Below are 15,385 nucleotides of genomic sequence, written 5' to 3' on the forward strand. Positions count from 1 at the left end.
CGGCACCTGAGAACGAGTCACGACTCGCGCAGCACAGTGCGATTCACCCTGCCAAGGTCGCAGGGTCTGGCAGCCTCCGCTTGACCAGTTTCCCGGTCGGAGTCCGCGGCAGTTCGGACACGAAGTAGAACTCGCGGGGAATCTTGAACCGGGCCACGCGATCGACCAGCCAGCTGCTGATCTCGTCGGCCTGCCCTGCCTCGGGAACTCCATCGGCCAACTGCACAAATGCGACGGGAACCTGACCCAGCTCGTCGTCGGCCCTCCCCACCACAGCCACATCGGCGACCTGGGGCCGCAGGGCGAGCGCGTTCTCGATCTCCTGCGGGTAGATGTTGACTCCCCCGGCGATGATGAGGCCCGTGCTGCGCTCGGCGATGTAGAGGAATCTGTCCTCGTCGAGGTAGCCCATGTCCCCTGTCGTCGCCCACGTGTCCGGATGATCCGGGTGTCTGGAGGCCGCGGTCTTCGACGGGTCCTTGTAGTACTCGAACAGTGCCGACGTGGCTTCGAAGTAGATGACTCCGACCTCACCGGCAGGCAGCTCCTCTCCATCTGGTCCGCAGATGTGGACGACGCCTTTGACTCCGTCACGGCCGACCGAGCCCGGTCTTTCCAGCGCCTGCTGGCTGTCGATGATAGTCATGCCGTTGCTCTCGGTCGCGGCATAGTACTCATAGATCACAGGGCCCCACCACTCGATCATGGCCCGTTTGACCTCGGGCGGGCAGGGTGCGGCGGCGTGGATGACGACTTTGAGACTGGAGACGTCGAAGGAGCATCGCACTTCGTCGGGCAGTTTGAGCATCCGGATGAACATCGTGGGCACCCACTGCGAGTGCGTGATACGGTGCTTCTCGATCAGGCCCAGAGCCTCCTCGGCGTCGAAGCGGGGCATGACGACGACGGTGCCGCCCTGTGAGTGCGTCGTCATCACGAACCTCAGAGGTGCCGCGTGGTAGAGAGGCGCGGGCGAGAGGTAGACCGTCTCATCGTCGAATCCGTAGAGGGTGCGGAACAGGCTGATGAGCGGAACGTCCTCGTCCCCGATGAGCAGATCGGTGGCTCCGGGCAGGATGCCCTTCGGTCGTCCGGTCGTGCCCGAAGAGTAGAGCATGTCGTCACCGCGAGGCTCGGTCTCGGGCTGATCTGCCGAGGCGGCCGCGAGCACCGCTTCATACTCATCCCAGTCTGCGAAGACCTCCCCCGCCTCACCGCCGGGGAGGTCATCGATGCGAATCCGGTTCTCGACCTGCTGGCACCCGGCGGCGACCTCGCTCGATTTCTCCAATCGGGTTGAGAGGAGGATGGCTCGAGCGTCGCAGTCATCGACGATGTAGGCCGACTCCGCTGCAGTCAGGTGAGAATTGACGACCGTGATGATCGCTCCGGTGCGCAGTGCTGCCCACAGTGCCTCAATGATCTCGAACCGGTTCTCCGCCATGACCGCAATGTGATCGCCCTTCTCAAAGCCGATCGAGCGCAGGTGGTTGGCCAACCGCAGGGACCGGTCCTCGAGTTCGCCGAAGGTGAGCACCGCCTCGGTGTCAGCCATGATGATCGCGGGTTTGTCGCGATTCTTCGCGGCCCATTTTCCTGGATACATGTCACTTCCTTGTCATCGTCGACATCGGTGGTCATCGGCTCGGTTCAGGCTCGGTCCTCGGCAGGTGCATCGGTCAGGAGTGATCTGGCGATCTGCTGCCAGGTTGCGATCATCGGTTCGGTTTGGGGGTCGAGATGAGAGAACGTGTAGGTTACGGCCATTCCCCGCATGCTCGAGAAGAGCACGGAGAACATGTGGTCATACCCTGGCTGTGCTGCGATGACCGGGCCGAACAGCTCGCGGGCGTTGTCCCTCACTCTCTCGAACACGTTCTTCTCGTGCGCTCTGACCTTGTCGGCGAGCGCATCGTCGGTCCGCGACGCGATCCACAGCTCGAGTGCGGTGAAGAAACTCGAGTGCATCAGTCCCGCCCACAGGGTCGTTACGGCCCAGTCGGAGCGAGGCCCCGCCTCGCCGGCGGGCGGATGCCCTCTGACCAGGGACCGGCTAAAGTCGTCGGTGCGGTCTTCGAGATTCCGGTTCAGACGCTGTTGCCCGAGTCGCGCGACCGCGGCCGTGAGCAGCTCCCGCTTCGACGGAAAATGGTGTAGAAGCCTGCCCCGGGTCACGCCGGCCCTGGCCTGGATCTTCATCGTGGTCGTCGCCGAATATCCTTCGGCGAGAAGGCATTCGATCGTCGCATCGAGGATGAGCTCCTTCGATCGTGCGGTCCGATCCGCCTGACCCACGCGGTCGGGCTGACTCACAGTCACTTCGGGGCCCCCAGGCTCGTCAGCGTCTCCTCGGAGGCCCCCTGCATCAGCGGTGTCTTGAACGTGCCGGGACCGATGGAAATCACCCGGATCTTGCTGCTGGCCAGATCGCGGGCGACCGGCAGAGTCGCACCCCCAATGCCAGCACAGTTGACGACGACGCGCAGCGGACCCATCGCAGCGGCGGCATCGACAGCGTCCTGGACCTGCTCATCACTGGTGACGTCGGCTGCGAAGAAACTCGCGTTCTCGCCGAGTTCGGGTGCGGCATCGTCCCCGAGTGAGCTCGGCAGGTCGACAATGAGCACTTTGCCCCCTGCCGCCAGCAGTCGCGTCGCCGTGGCCAGGCCGAGCCCTGAGGCTCCGCCGGTGATGAAAGCAACCTGGTCGTGAATCTCCATCTGATGACTCCTCTGCGTTCGACTCTGCATCCGCCGAGACCACCACCTGGCGAACTTACGGTCTGTCTTGACTGTTTCTCATCTTCGTGAAAATCTTAACGCACGATCAGTTATCTGGGTCACATTTTCCGCAGCGGATTTCCTCGCCACCCGGCGCTGAAACCGGCGCAGGAACCGGCGCTGAAGCTGGCGTAGGTACCCGCACCGCACGATCACCGTCACAGAGGAGCACAGTTGAACGACGCAGTCATCGTCGCCGCGCGACGCACACCGACCGGCAAGCGCAAGGGCATGCTCTCGGGCATCCACCCGGCCGACCTGGGCGCCACCGCCGTGGCCGACGTCGTTGCCCAGACAGGAATCGATCCGGCAGCCATCGACGACGTCATCTTCGGATGCGTATCCCAGTCCGGCGAACAGACCGGTGACATCGCACGCACCGTCGCCCTCTCCGCCGGACTCCCCGAGTCAGTGCCCGGCGTGACCGTCGACCGACAATGCGGCTCCTCGCAGCAGGCCGTGCACTTCGCTGCCGCCGGGCTCATCGCCGGTCAGTACGATGTCGTCGTCGCAGGCGGCGTCGAGTCCATGTCCCGCGTACCCATGGGCTCATCTGCCGCCGGCGCGTCCCCCCACGGTGAGAAGTTCAACGCCCGCTATGACAACGTCAAGCCGAACCAGGGCATCGGCGCTGAGATGATCGCCGAACAGTGGAAGCTCAGCCGCACCCAGCTCGACGAACTCGCCGTGCGCTCCCATGAACTCGCAGCCGCTGCCACCGATGCCGGTCGCTTCGACTCACAGGTCATTCCCGTCCCCACGCAGGCCGGAGAGGTCGGAACCGATGAGGGCATCCGCCGTGGCACCAGCGTGGACACGCTGGCCGGCCTCGACACCGTATTCAAACAGGACGGCGTCGTCACTGCAGGCAACGCCTCCCAGATCTCCGACGGTTCGGCAGCCCTGCTGCTGATGACCTCGGCCAAGGCCAAGGAATTGGGCCTGACTCCGATCGCGAAGGTGCATACAGCCGTCCTCGCCGGCTCCGATCCCCTCATCATGCTCACCGGCCCCATCCTCGCGACTGCGAAGGCGCTGAAGAGGTCCGGGCTCTCCATCGACGACATCGGAGTCTTCGAGATCAACGAAGCCTTCGCTTCGGTGCCCCTGGCTTGGCTGGCCGAGACTGGTGCTGACATCAACCGCCTCAACCCCAATGGCGGGGCCATCGCACTGGGCCACCCCCTCGGCGGCTCGGGTGCGAGGCTGATGACGACGATGATCCACCACATGCAGCAGCAGGGGATCCGCTACGGCCTGCAATCGATGTGCGAGGGCGGCGGACAGGCCAACGCCACCATCCTCGAACTGCTCTGAAACTGCTTGAACCCGATCGACGAAGAGGACACCACCTGTGAAGAGACACCTGTACAACGAGGACCACGAAGCCTTCCGCAGCACCGTCGCGACTTTCCTCGACCGTGAAGTCGTACCCCATGTCGAGGCCTGGGAGGAAGACCATCTCGTCGACAGATCGATGTGGAAGAAGGCCGCCGAGGCGGGCGTCATCGGCCTGACCATCCCCGAGGAATTCGGTGGGGCCGGGGTCGATGACTTCCGGTTCGAGATGGTCCGCAGCGAAGAGATCGCCCGCCGAGGCGTCGGCGGGACGACGAGTGGATGGGGCGTGTCCGACGGCATCGTTCCCGGCTATCTTCTGGCCTTCGGCACCCAGGCTCAGAAAGAGAAGTACCTGCCGCGCCTGGCCTCGGGCGAATCGATCGGTGCGATCGCCATGACCGAACCGAATGCCGGCTCGGACCTCCAGGGCATCACGACCAAGGCCGTACGCGACGGCGAGAGCTGGGTGATCAACGGCGCGAAGACCTTCATCACCAACGGCTGTCACTGCGACTTCGTCATCGTCGTCGCACGCACCAACCCCGATGCCAAACCGTCCCAGGGCACGTCCCTGTTCATCGTCGATGACGGCACACCGGGCTTCGAACGAGGACGCAAGCTCAAGAAGCTGGGCATGGATGCCCAGGACACCTCGGAGCTGTCGTTCTCCGATGTGCGCGTGCCCGCCGATGCCCTCCTCGGCGAGCTCGACCAAGGCTTCATCCACCTTATGGTCAATCTGCCGACCGAACGCATGCTCATCGGATCCGGGACTTTGGCGGGCGCCAGAGCAGCACTTGCCTGGACAGGCGAGTACGTCTTCACCAGGCCGGCTTTCGGGCAGACGATCGGTGACTTCCAGAACACCCGTTTCGAGCTCGCCGAGCTCGAGACTCGCGTCGATGCCCTCGAAGCATTCGTCGACCGCTGCGCCCTGGCGCTCAACGCCGGAGAACTGTCTCCCGTCGATGCGGCCAAGGCGAAGTACCTCGGGTCTGATCTCGAGATCGAGGTCATCAACCGGTGCCTGCAGCTGTTCGGCGGCTATGGCTACATGCTCGAATACCCGATCACCCGAGCGTTCAAGGACAGCCGGGTCCAAGCGATCTTCGGCGGGTCGAACGAGGTGATGAAGGAACTCGTCGGCCGCGATATCGCCAAGCGCTACCGCAGGAAGTAGTCACTCGCCGTTGATTTCGAGGAGGACCTTTCCCTGGACGCTGCGGGAGTCGAGTTCGCCGATCGCGGTCGCAGCGTCGCTGAGCGGGTAGGTACCGTGGATCGCGGGATTGAGCTTGCCCGCAGCCACATACTCAGCGATCGCATCCCACTGTTCGGCGATGTAGCCTGGCCGCTCGCGGGTCGCGGCACCCCAAGCCACACCGTCGACGGAGATGTTCTTCAGCAGCAGACGGTTGACCTTCACCGAGGGGATCTCACCAGCGGTGAATCCGAGGACGAGCAGTCGGCCGTAGGGCGCGAGGACTCGGGTCGAGTCCGTGAAGCGGTCCCCGCCGACCGGGTCGAAGACATAGTCGACTCCGTTCGGGCAGATCTCCTTGGTCGCGTCCTTGAAGCCCTCTGCCATGACCACATGTGTGGCGCCGAGCTCGCGCACGGTCTGGGCCTTCGCCTCAGTCGAGACCACGCCGATGACCTCGAGGCCGATGGCCAGCGCCATCTGCACCGCCGCCGATCCGAGTCCCCCGGCTGCGCCATGGACGAGGATGGACTGTCCGGCCTTCGCCTGCGCCCTCAAGCGCAGCGCGAAGTCCGCGGTGAGCACGTTCATCGGCATTCCAGCAGCGTGCGCCAGGCTGATTTCATCAGGCACAGGCACTGTCTGCTCGTCGGAGGCGACCATGAACTCCGCGAATGAGCCTTTGCCGGGAATCGCAGCCACACGGTCACCGACGGAGAACCGGGACCCAGGACCCGTTTCGGCGACGATGCCGGCGGCCTCCGACCCGAGGACGAAGGGCAGGTCGTGCTTGACCTGGTACATGCCCCTAGTCTGGAGCAGTTCAGGGAAAGTCACACCGGCATAGGCGACCTCGATAAGGACCTCGCCCTGCCCCGGAGTCGGCCGGTCGACTTCGGCAAACTCGACATCGTCTGGTCCGGTCAGGGTCGCAACGCGAATGGCTCTCATGATTTCCTCACTGTGGATGAAAGAGGCGTGGGATGACCCACTCATCACTATCACATTCGGTGGTGACCGGCATCACGATTTCAGCTTGACTCCCACGCCCGGGTTGAATACTGTGATTGAAACTGAACGATTGTTCACTCGGGAGGGTCGATGTTGACCACAGCACCTGCAGGATTCGATCCCTCAGCCATCGGGCGATGGCTTGAGGACCGGTTCGGAGTCACGGACTTCGACGTCGAAGTCATGTCCATCGGACGCTCAAATCTCACCTTCACGATCACCGTGGACGGACTCCCGCGCTGGGTGCTCCGACGTCCACCGCTCGGTCACTCCGGTGGAAGTGCCCACAACGTCTCCCGGGAGGGTCGGATCATGGCAGCGCTGTCTGACAGCCGCGTGCCCGTCCCCCACGTCATCGACATCGTCGACGATCCTGAGGTCCTCGACGTGCCCTTCGTCTTCATGGATCACTGCCCCGGGTTCGCCATCAATGAACCCTCTGATTGGGCGCGGATACCTGCCGGACCGGGACCGGACGACAAGCGTTCGTGCGCGTTCGGCATGGTCGATACGCTGGCGGCGATCCATCGAGTCGACATCGACGAGGTGGGGCTCGGTGACCTGCGCCGAAACGGCGGCCTCATCGAACGGCAGCTGCGACGCTGGCTTGGGCAGGTCGAAGAGATCTCCATGCGCGATATCCCCATCATCCGTGAGGTCCACGACGCTCTGGCCCAGAGAATGCCAGATCCGGCTGGCAGCCCCGTTGGCCTGGCTCACGGCGACTTCAAACCCAACAACATGATCTTCGCCCCCGACGGCGGTGTCAACGCGGTCGTCGATTGGGAGCTCACAGCAGTCGGCGAGGTGCTCACCGACCTGGGGTACTTCGTCGCGATGCTCACAGTGCCCACGGACTACACGAGCATCTGGGTGCCGACCCCCGAACTCGGTTTCCCGGAGGCAGAGGAGATCATCGACCACTACCAAGAGGTCAGCGGACACGAGGTTCACGACGTCGGCTACTACGAGGCCTTCGCGATGTGGAAGCTCGCATGCATCCGCGAAGGTGTCTACACTCGCCTGGTGACCGGCAAGATGGGCGACCTCGACCTCGATCCGGAAACCGCCGGCGCCGGTGTCGAAGACCTCGCTCGCCAGGCTCTGACGCTTCTGGAGAAATCATGACCGCGCCTGAGGACAACACGAAGGCCACCATCGGTGACATGAGGGCCTCCGGCGACGGTGTGAAGAGCCCCCTTGCAGACAAGCGCGTCATCGTCACCGGCGGCGCCGGCGGGATCGGTGCGGCGTTGGCGACCGAACTGATCGCCCGCGGTGCCCGAGTGGTCCTCGCCGATCTCGCCCCCGCAGTCACCGACACCGCTCTGGGTCTCGGCTCCCCCGCCGCAGTCCACGCGTGGGTGGGCGACGTATCCTCGGTCGACGGAATCGACGATCTCATCGCCTTCGCCGACGACCGCCTCGGCGGGGTCGACATATACTTCGCGAACGCCGGCATCATCGGCCCCGCGGGACTCGGTGATTCCGACGGCGATTGGGACGCGATCATCGACGTCAACCTGCGCGCCCACATTCGTGCAGCCCAAGCCCTCATCCCCCGCTGGCAGAACGCCGGGGCAGGATATTTCGTTGCGACCGCCTCGGCGGCGGGCCTGCTCACACAGATCGGCTCGGCCGCGTATTCGGTGACGAAGCACGCCTCGGTCGGGTTCGCCGAATGGCTGTCCCTGACCTACCGCGATGACGGAATCCGGGCCTCGGTCATCGCTCCGATGGGCGTCGACACCGACCTGCTGCGCGCCAGTGGTGCCGACGGGCCCGCACAGGCAGCAGTCACCGAAGCCGGCACGGTGCTCACACCCAGCGCCGTCGCGAATGTCGCCCTCGATGCCGTCGAAGCAGAGCAGTTCCTCATCCTCCCCCATCCCGAGGTGCTCGACATGTACCGCATGAAGGGCAGCGACTACGACCGCTGGCTCAAAGGCATGAGCCGGTATCAGCACCGTCTCAACGAAGCGAACCGACTCAAAGAGGAGACCACACATGCTGGAAACGACTGAACGCGGCCGCGACTATCAGGAACGTCTGAGAAGGTTCATGGATGACTTCGTCTACCCCGCTGAGTCCGTCTATGCCGAACAGATGGCCGCGGCAGACAGCCCGCATATTCAGCCGCAGATCCTCGAGGACCTCAAGGCCGAGGCCAAGAGCCAGGGACTGTGGAACCTCTTCCACCCCGATCCCCAGTGGGGGCCGGGGCTGACGAACCTCGAATACGCTCCCCTGGCTGAGATCACCGGGCACAGCATCGAGATCGCCCCCGAATCCATCAACTGCAACGCCCCTGACACGGGCAACATGGAAGTCTTCACCCGATTCGGCACCGATGAGCACAAGGAGAAATACCTCAAGCCTCTGCTCAACGGTGAGATCGCCTCGGCATTCGCCATGACCGAACCCGCTGTTGCCAGCTCCGATGCCACGAACGTCGAGATGCGCATGGAACCCACCGATGACGGGTTCGTCCTCAACGGCCGCAAATGGTTCGCCTCGAACGGCATGCACCCTCACTGCCGTGTCCTCATCGTCATGGGCAAAACCTCCCCCGACGCCGAGGTGCACCGTCAGCAGTCGATGCTCGTCGTCCCGATCGATGCCCCCGGTGTCACCGTGGTGCGCAACCTTCCCGTCTTCGGCTACCACGATCGGGAGGGCCACGCCGAGATCACCTTCGACGACGTCCGCGTCCCCGCCAGCGACATCCTCAAAGGCGAAGGCGAGGGCTTCGCGATCAGTCAGGCCCGTCTGGGCCCGGGTCGAATCCACCACTGCATGCGTGCGATCGGCGCGGCCGAACGGGCACTTGAGCTCATGGTCAGGCGCGCCGAAGAACGGGTGACCTTCGGTGAGAAGCTGTCGTCTCGGGCGAACATCCAGGACTGGATCGCCGAGGCCCGGATCGAGATCGATCAGGCCAGGCTGCTGACGCTGCATGCGGCGGACATGATGGACAAGCACGGCAACAAGGTCGCGAAGAACGAGATCGCTGAGATCAAGGTCGTCGCACCCGCCATGGCATTGAAGATCATCGATCGCGCGATCCAGGTCCACGGCGGCGCCGGTGTCACTGCCGACTTCCCGCTGGCCAGCATGTGGGCGCACATGCGCACGCTGCGTCTGGCCGATGGCCCCGATGAGGTGCACAAACGCTCAATCGCTCGGAACGAGATGAAGAAGTACCACAAGTAGCTGGACAAGCTGTGCAACAACACCCCATTCAACGATGAAGGAAGTGAAGAGATGAGCACGTGGACAGACACCCGTCCCTGGCTGAATACCTGGGGAGATCTTGCGAACGAGCCGTACACCTTGGAGAAGTCCACAACTCTGCGCGACCTGGCCGCGACGGTTGCAACGTACGGTGGCGAAGAGGCCATCAGCTACTACGGGTTCACGCTGACCTGGTCGGAATTCGACCGATACTCCACCGCGTTCGCTGCTTATCTGTCGGAGCAGGGCATCGGGTTCGGCGACCGGGTCGCCATCTATGATCAGAACACTCCCGCCTTCATGATCGCCACCTACGGCATCTGGAAGGTCGGTGGCGTGGTTGTGCCGCTCAATCCCATGTATCGGGGCGAGCTCGAGCACATATTCGCCGATGCGGAGGTGAAGGGGCTCATGGTCTCGAAGGCTGCATTCCTGAATCGCGTCGCTCCTTATGCGGCGTCGCTTCCTGTGGTTGTGCTCAACGATGATCGCGGCTTCCAGACCGATGGCCCCGAGGCGATCTTCTCCATGTTCGATGAGCTGCCCGGAACTCCTGGTGAGAATCCCGGCGCGGATCAGGTGCCGAATCTCCCCGATTTCCAGGCCGTCGTCCAGTCGAGGCTGGATACCGATTTCACACCGGCCGCTCCGAATCCCGACGACAGAGCGATTGTCGTCTACACCTCGGGAACTTCGGGCCGGTCGAAGGGAGCATCGGGGACTCACGCCTCCGTGTCGAGCAACTCCCGCTACTGTGTGCGGACACCGTCGTTCGAGCCAGGCGATGGCTTCCTCACCTTGGCCCCCATCTTCCACATCACCGGGTTCGTCTGCCAGTTCATCGCCGGAGTCAGCGGTGGCGCACGTCTGGTGCTTAACTATCGTTTCGACCCCGGATCACTTCTCGAACTCTTCCTGCGCGAGAGGCCGACATATATGGCCGGACCGGCGACGGTCTACACCGCGATGTTGGCTCATCCGTCTGCGACACCCGATCACTTCTCCTCATTCAAACGCATCATGTCCGGGGGTGCGCCGCTGCCCGAGGGATTGGTCAACAAGTTCGAGCAGAAGACCGGCGTGTACATCGGCCAGGGATATGGCCTGACGGAGACCTGCGCGCAGGTCGCCACCGTCCCACCTGGACTGCGAGCACCGGTTGACCCTGACAGCGGCAATCTCTCCTGCGGTCTGCCCCAGCCGGACACCATGATCCGCATCCTCGATGATCTCGGCGAACCACTGGGCCCCAACGAGATCGGCGAAGTTGCCATCTCGGGACCTGAGGTCGTTTCCGAATACATCAACAATGAGAAGGCCACCGCCGAACAGATCCCGAACGGGGAGCTGCGCACCGGCGACGTCGGGTACATGAATGAGGAGGGATGGCTCTTCATCGTCGATCGTAAGAAGGACATGATCAACGCCTCCGGCTTCAAGGTGTGGCCGCGGGAAGTGGAGGACGTCCTCTACACACACCCTGCAATCCAGGAGGCAGCAGTCGTCGGCATTCCCGACGAGTATCGCGGCGAGAGTGTTGCCGCGTTCGTGACTCTTCAGTCGGGTCCCGAAGCCGACGAGGTCACCGAGGCTGCGATCGTCGAGTTCTGTCGCGAGAAGTTGGCCTCGTACAAGGCGCCACGGAAGGTGACCATCATCGACGAGCTGCCCAAAACCAGTTCAGGCAAGATCCTGCGCCGCACCATTCGCGCCGATGCCGTTGCTGCGGCGCAGGAGGCGAAAGCGGGCGCAGCTGGTACCGACTGATCTGCGAGTCGACTGCACGCTGCCAATGACGTCAGCCTGTCACGGCCGCCACGTCTGCTTGACGCGGCGGCCGTGTTTGTTTTCGCAGACTGCAGCTGGTGGGTCCGTCTGGGTCTGTCTGCGCGATGCTGGGTTACGTCAGGCTCACGGTCTTCGCTCCGCCGAGGCGGGCGAAACGGTCCGGTTGGCAGGTGAGCAGTATGACCTGGGCGCTCTGGCCCACCGTGGAGAGGATGACGTTGAGCGCGTTGAGCCGCTGCGCATCGGCGAAGCCGAAGGCATCGTCGAGGACCACTGGCGCCCCCGATTCGCTGTCGACGAGTGTTGCCACTGCGAGTCTGCCGATGAGCGCGAGCTGTTCCTTCGTTCCGCCTGACAGTGATTCGAAGGGCACGGTTCGTTCGTTCAAGGTGCGTGAGACGATCTCAAGGTCCTCGGAGACCTCAACCGACAGTCCCTGCCCGAACACCAGCCTGCCCAGACGCTCGATCTGCTCCTTGAAAGGAGCCACGTACTTGCGTTGGGATTCTTCCTTGTGTTTGAGGACTGTAGTGCGCAGCAGGTTGATTGCCGTGGCCTGACGGGCAAGCCGTGCCTGCTTCCTCAGGGCCGATTCCAGCGCTTCTTCGGCAGCCGCAAGCTTTTCGTAGATGCCTTCGCTGGCACGATCGTCGATGAGGGCCGAGAGACGATCGACCTCCTGCCGCACTTCCTCCCGCTGGGCTTCCTTGCTGCCGACGAGCTGCCGCACGTTCTGCAGCTGCATCTCCAAGGACTCGGGATCGGCAGCCTCGTAGGCGACTCGTGCTTCGCTCACTTGTGAGTCGACATTCGACGCTCGAGCCTTCGCAGACTTCATCGCCTCTTCCAGATCGGCGTCAGAGTTCGTCATCCTTGCCTCAGCCAGACTGCTCGTCAATCGCTCGTGCTGAGTTTCGGCTTCTTTCAGCCTGGTCTGCGCCCGGACCGTCTCCACACGCCCGTCATCTCTGTTCGTGCGAGTTCGTTCGAGTTCGACGCGGACGGCATCCACCGCGGACTGAGCGTCGTCGGCAGTCTTCTCGGACTCGGTGACTGCCGCTTCGAGTTCGCGAAGGCTCTTCCCATCATGACTGCCTTCTGCCTCGGCGCCGACCTCAGGTTTGCCACCGGAGATCGGCCCGGTTCCCTCGGTTCCGAGGATCTGCTGTGCCCGAGCCAGCGCGGCTTCAAGCTCGTCGCGCCTATCCTGGCCCAGGAGTACCTTGAGCGTCGAATCAGCCTCTGCCTTGACTGCTTCTGCATCAGCACGAACATCGGCCCTTTCCCTGGCTTGGGCCACGGAGTCGACGTCGAGACGTTGCAGCTCTGCGTCGAATGCCTGTTGAGCCGAGATCAGTGCCTTGTCCAACTCGACGGGTGATGCTCCCGGGCGCACGGTGATGTCAGCGATGCCCTCGATCGTGATTCGCACATCCTTGAGCGCGGCGAATTCTCCAGTTGCACCATCACCCAGCTCGGTTCCATCGACATCGACGGCCTGCGAGCCGAGGCGTTTCGCGACGATCTGTGCCGCGGCGGAGGTCTTCGCGTTCTCCGCGATCCTCACCTCTGTCTCCAGCGAGATCAGCGCCTCGACGTCCTTGGTGGTGACCGCAATCGAGCCGATCGTCGCCTGCGCCCGGCTCTTCTTCTCATCCTGGTCACGAATAGTGTCGAGTCGACGCGTGAGTTCAGTGAGTTCAGTGCGAGCACGCGCCTCGGTCACGTCTTTGACTGCAGCCTTCGCCAATGCACGTGCCTCCTCGAGCGCGCGCTGCTTGTCCTCGAGGGTCTTCTGCGCGTGTGCGAAGTCCGAGTCAGTGTCATTTTGCGTCGCTTCAAGGTCAGTGACCGAAGACCGAGTCGCAGTCACGGTCTCCTCGACCGAAGCGACATCATCGATGAGCTGTGTGCGTCGGTCCAGAGCTTCCCGTGCGATCTGTTCATCACGCTGCGCCGACTTCGCCTGTTCCATTGTCTGATCGAGCACCGCCTTGAGCTCAGCCACGGCCTTCGCCGCCTGTTCGGCTTCGTCACGGTCGTTCAGTGCCTGCGTCAGCTGCCCTCGGACAGATTCCAGGCGGGCAGCCGCCCTAGCGTGGTTGTCGACGAGCTCGTCCATCCCGTGGCTGCGTTCGCGCAGCTCTTCAAACGCAGCTTCGGCACTGGGGACGTCAGCGTTCGCCGCCTTGTAGTCACCGGTCTCCTTTCCGGACTTTGTGAAGTACTTCGAATATTCGGCTTCGATCCGATCAAGGAAGTCATCGTGGTCGGCGACCTCGATGCCCGAGTCGTTGAGCGCGGAGTGCAGTGCCTTGATCTGAGCCAGCGGTGCCTGGGCCAGGCTTTCTCCCTGTGCCACGTCGAGGGCGATGAGCAGATCGACATCGACGGTGTCGGCGAGAATAGACAGGAACCGGTCGTGAGCATCATCGCTGCTCAGCTGTTCCGGTCGGGGTCTGATCACGTTGAGTTCGGTGAAAGGCTGTTTGATCCACCGTTTCCGGTACTTGAGTTCGTAGTCCCCTGTGCTCAGGTGCAGTTCCACCTCGGGTCCGGCATCGACACCGACGGGTTGGGTCTCTTTGACGCTGGCTTTGCGTGAGCTCGATTTGTCTTCGCGCAGATGGGTGATGGCTTCATGGATTGAGGACTTGCCGACCTCGTTGGGTCCTTCGACGACGGTGACGCCATCGCCGAACTCAACCCGGGAGTCCGCTATACCGCGGTAATTGCGCAGGTGGATGGAATGGAATTTCATGATCTGCTCCTCGCAAATCGATACAGCAGCCCCAGAGCGTCCTGTGCCGCTGCAGCAGTTGGGTCCTCTCCTGCCGCGGATTCCGCCAATTCGTCGAGGGTCTCCTGCAGGTACCCGCTCAGACCGAGGCCGGCGAAGTCTTCGTCGGCGGCGACCACTGCCATGTCCGTATGCCGCTCCCACAGGGAGACGAGGGCGAACAGGTCTGCGGCATGGTCGAGGACTTCGTCGAGGCGCGCCTTCGCTGCTGTGGTCAGGGTGCCTCTGAGGACGAGCCAGACTGCGGTGCTGTCCTTATTGGGGATGTCCGTCAGTCGCTGTTCGAGGCGGGTGACGTCCTCATCCGAGTTCACGTCCTCCTCGACGACGAGGTAGGTCCAGCGGCCGATGTGCACCTTCTCCACCGTGCTTGCATGCGTCTGGGGGTCGACATCGACGAGGAGGACGTTGCCGGGATCGTCCTCGCGTCGAGAGGTGACCTCCGGGGCACCGGGGTACCAGATCGTCTCGTCGACGGAGTAGGTGGCGTGCCTGTCACCGAGTGCGACGAACTGGGCACGGCCCTCTTTCACCACAGCCTTGAGGCTGTCGGTGTCGATCGTGGCCAAAGACTCCCGGTCGGGGTCCAAGGTGCTCACGGCACCGTGACCGGCGACGATGCGCACGCGCCCTGGGGCCACCTCGGCGAGATTCTGAGTTGCCTGGTCCACCAGGTCACCTTGGGGACGTTTCGAAAACCACGGAGCACCGACGATTTCAACGCCCGGGATGACTTCGAGCGGTTCGCTGTCGCGCAGGACGTGGACGTGGCCAGGCTGCCTTGAGGTGAAGGCGGGGGAATCGTAGATGGAGGCGGCGTCGAGGGGATCGTGATTGCCCGGCAGCAGGACGACGGGCACGGTGAAGGCGGCCAGAACCTCGAAGGTGCGGGAGATGATGGCTCGGTCGAGTTGGTTGGACTCGAACACGTCACCGCAGACGACGACGAATTCGCATGACTGCTCGGCAGCGATCTCACCGATGCGTTTGACGGCATCGAGGCGGGCACGGTGAAACCGCGGGCGGGCTTCGGCACTGAGATAGTGCGCCGTCATGCCCAACTGCCAGTCTCCGGTGGCGACGAATCTCATGGGTTCCTCCTAGGCTCTCCCCCATCCTATGTATGCACATCCACCCTACGGACGGGCACTGACATGGAACGTGAGGTACGTCATGGTGCACACGCGCGAAGTCAGCGATTCCGCCGCTCCTGCAGGTTCCTCGGACCGT

General features: G+C 63.3%; 12 protein-coding genes. 6 read left to right on the top strand and 6 right to left on the bottom strand.

The features are described from left to right. Positions 1–43 precede the first annotated feature (43 nt). From JTF07_RS09935 to JTF07_RS09945, 3 genes are read right to left on the bottom strand one after another with little or no spacing between them, the layout of a single operon-like run. On the bottom strand, positions 44–1,606 hold the full coding sequence (locus JTF07_RS09935; protein ID WP_204234070.1) for an AMP-binding protein: 1,563 nt from the start codon (positions 1,604–1,606) through the stop codon (positions 44–46). 44 nt (positions 1,607–1,650) lie between these two features. After that, positions 1,651–2,313, bottom strand: a complete 663-nt coding sequence (locus JTF07_RS09940) for a TetR/AcrR family transcriptional regulator (protein WP_204234071.1) — start codon at positions 2,311–2,313, stop codon at positions 1,651–1,653. 2 nt (positions 2,314–2,315) lie between these two features. Continuing rightward, complete coding sequence (locus JTF07_RS09945; protein ID WP_204234072.1) at positions 2,316–2,720, bottom strand: SDR family NAD(P)-dependent oxidoreductase; 405 nt, start codon at positions 2,718–2,720, stop codon at positions 2,316–2,318. Between the two features lie 234 nt (positions 2,721–2,954). On the opposite strand from JTF07_RS09945, the gene JTF07_RS09950 reads away from it, so the two are divergent. Both JTF07_RS09950 and JTF07_RS09955 read left to right on the top strand, forming a co-directional pair. Beyond that, complete coding sequence (locus tag JTF07_RS09950; RefSeq protein WP_204234073.1) at positions 2,955–4,097, top strand: thiolase family protein; 1,143 nt, start codon at positions 2,955–2,957, stop codon at positions 4,095–4,097. Positions 4,098–4,134: 37 nt separating this feature from the next. After that, complete coding sequence (locus JTF07_RS09955) at positions 4,135–5,301, top strand: acyl-CoA dehydrogenase family protein (protein WP_204234074.1); 1,167 nt, start codon at positions 4,135–4,137, stop codon at positions 5,299–5,301. On the opposite strand, the gene JTF07_RS09960 is transcribed toward JTF07_RS09955, so the two are convergent. Then, the gene (locus tag JTF07_RS09960) at positions 5,302–6,273 is read right to left on the bottom strand and encodes an NADPH:quinone oxidoreductase family protein (RefSeq protein ID WP_204234075.1); all 972 of its coding nucleotides are present in this window, start codon (positions 6,271–6,273) and stop codon (positions 5,302–5,304) included. Between the two features lie 150 nt (positions 6,274–6,423). Between JTF07_RS09960 and JTF07_RS09965 the strand changes: the two genes are divergently transcribed. The 4 genes from JTF07_RS09965 to JTF07_RS09980 are packed head-to-tail and all read left to right on the top strand — an operon-like array spanning position 6,424 to position 11,334. Further along, the gene (locus tag JTF07_RS09965) at positions 6,424–7,461 is read left to right on the top strand and encodes a phosphotransferase family protein (RefSeq protein ID WP_252199676.1); all 1,038 of its coding nucleotides are present in this window, start codon (positions 6,424–6,426) and stop codon (positions 7,459–7,461) included. Next, positions 7,458–8,357 carry an SDR family oxidoreductase gene (locus JTF07_RS09970; RefSeq protein WP_252199677.1) on the top strand — a complete coding sequence of 300 codons (900 nt, stop codon included), beginning with the start codon at positions 7,458–7,460 and terminating at the stop codon, positions 8,355–8,357. Before JTF07_RS09965 ends, JTF07_RS09970 begins: the two co-directional genes overlap by 4 nt. After that, positions 8,341–9,546 (top strand): acyl-CoA dehydrogenase family protein, encoded by a 1,206-nt coding sequence (locus JTF07_RS09975; protein WP_204234076.1) that lies wholly within the window; start codon positions 8,341–8,343, stop codon positions 9,544–9,546. The genes JTF07_RS09970 and JTF07_RS09975 overlap by 17 nt, the downstream gene beginning before the upstream one ends. A gap of 51 nt (positions 9,547–9,597) precedes the next feature. After that, on the top strand, positions 9,598–11,334 hold the full coding sequence (locus JTF07_RS09980) for a class I adenylate-forming enzyme family protein (RefSeq protein WP_204234077.1): 1,737 nt from the start codon (positions 9,598–9,600) through the stop codon (positions 11,332–11,334). Positions 11,335–11,467: 133 nt separating this feature from the next. On the opposite strand, the gene JTF07_RS09985 is transcribed toward JTF07_RS09980, so the two are convergent. Together JTF07_RS09985 and JTF07_RS09990 are read right to left on the bottom strand one after the other, a co-directional pair. Then, entirely contained in the window at positions 11,468–14,116 is a 2,649-nt protein-coding gene (locus JTF07_RS09985) for an AAA family ATPase (protein ID WP_204234078.1), read from the bottom strand. Next, on the bottom strand, positions 14,113–15,246 hold the full coding sequence (locus JTF07_RS09990) for a metallophosphoesterase family protein (protein ID WP_204234079.1): 1,134 nt from the start codon (positions 15,244–15,246) through the stop codon (positions 14,113–14,115). The genes JTF07_RS09985 and JTF07_RS09990 overlap by 4 nt, the downstream gene beginning before the upstream one ends. Between the last annotated feature and the right edge of the window lie 139 nt (positions 15,247–15,385).

Origin of the sequence: Brevibacterium sp. RIT 803 (assembly GCF_016892625.1) — a bacterium.
In the GTDB taxonomy this organism is placed as follows: Bacteria; Actinomycetota; Actinomycetes; order Actinomycetales; family Brevibacteriaceae; genus Brevibacterium.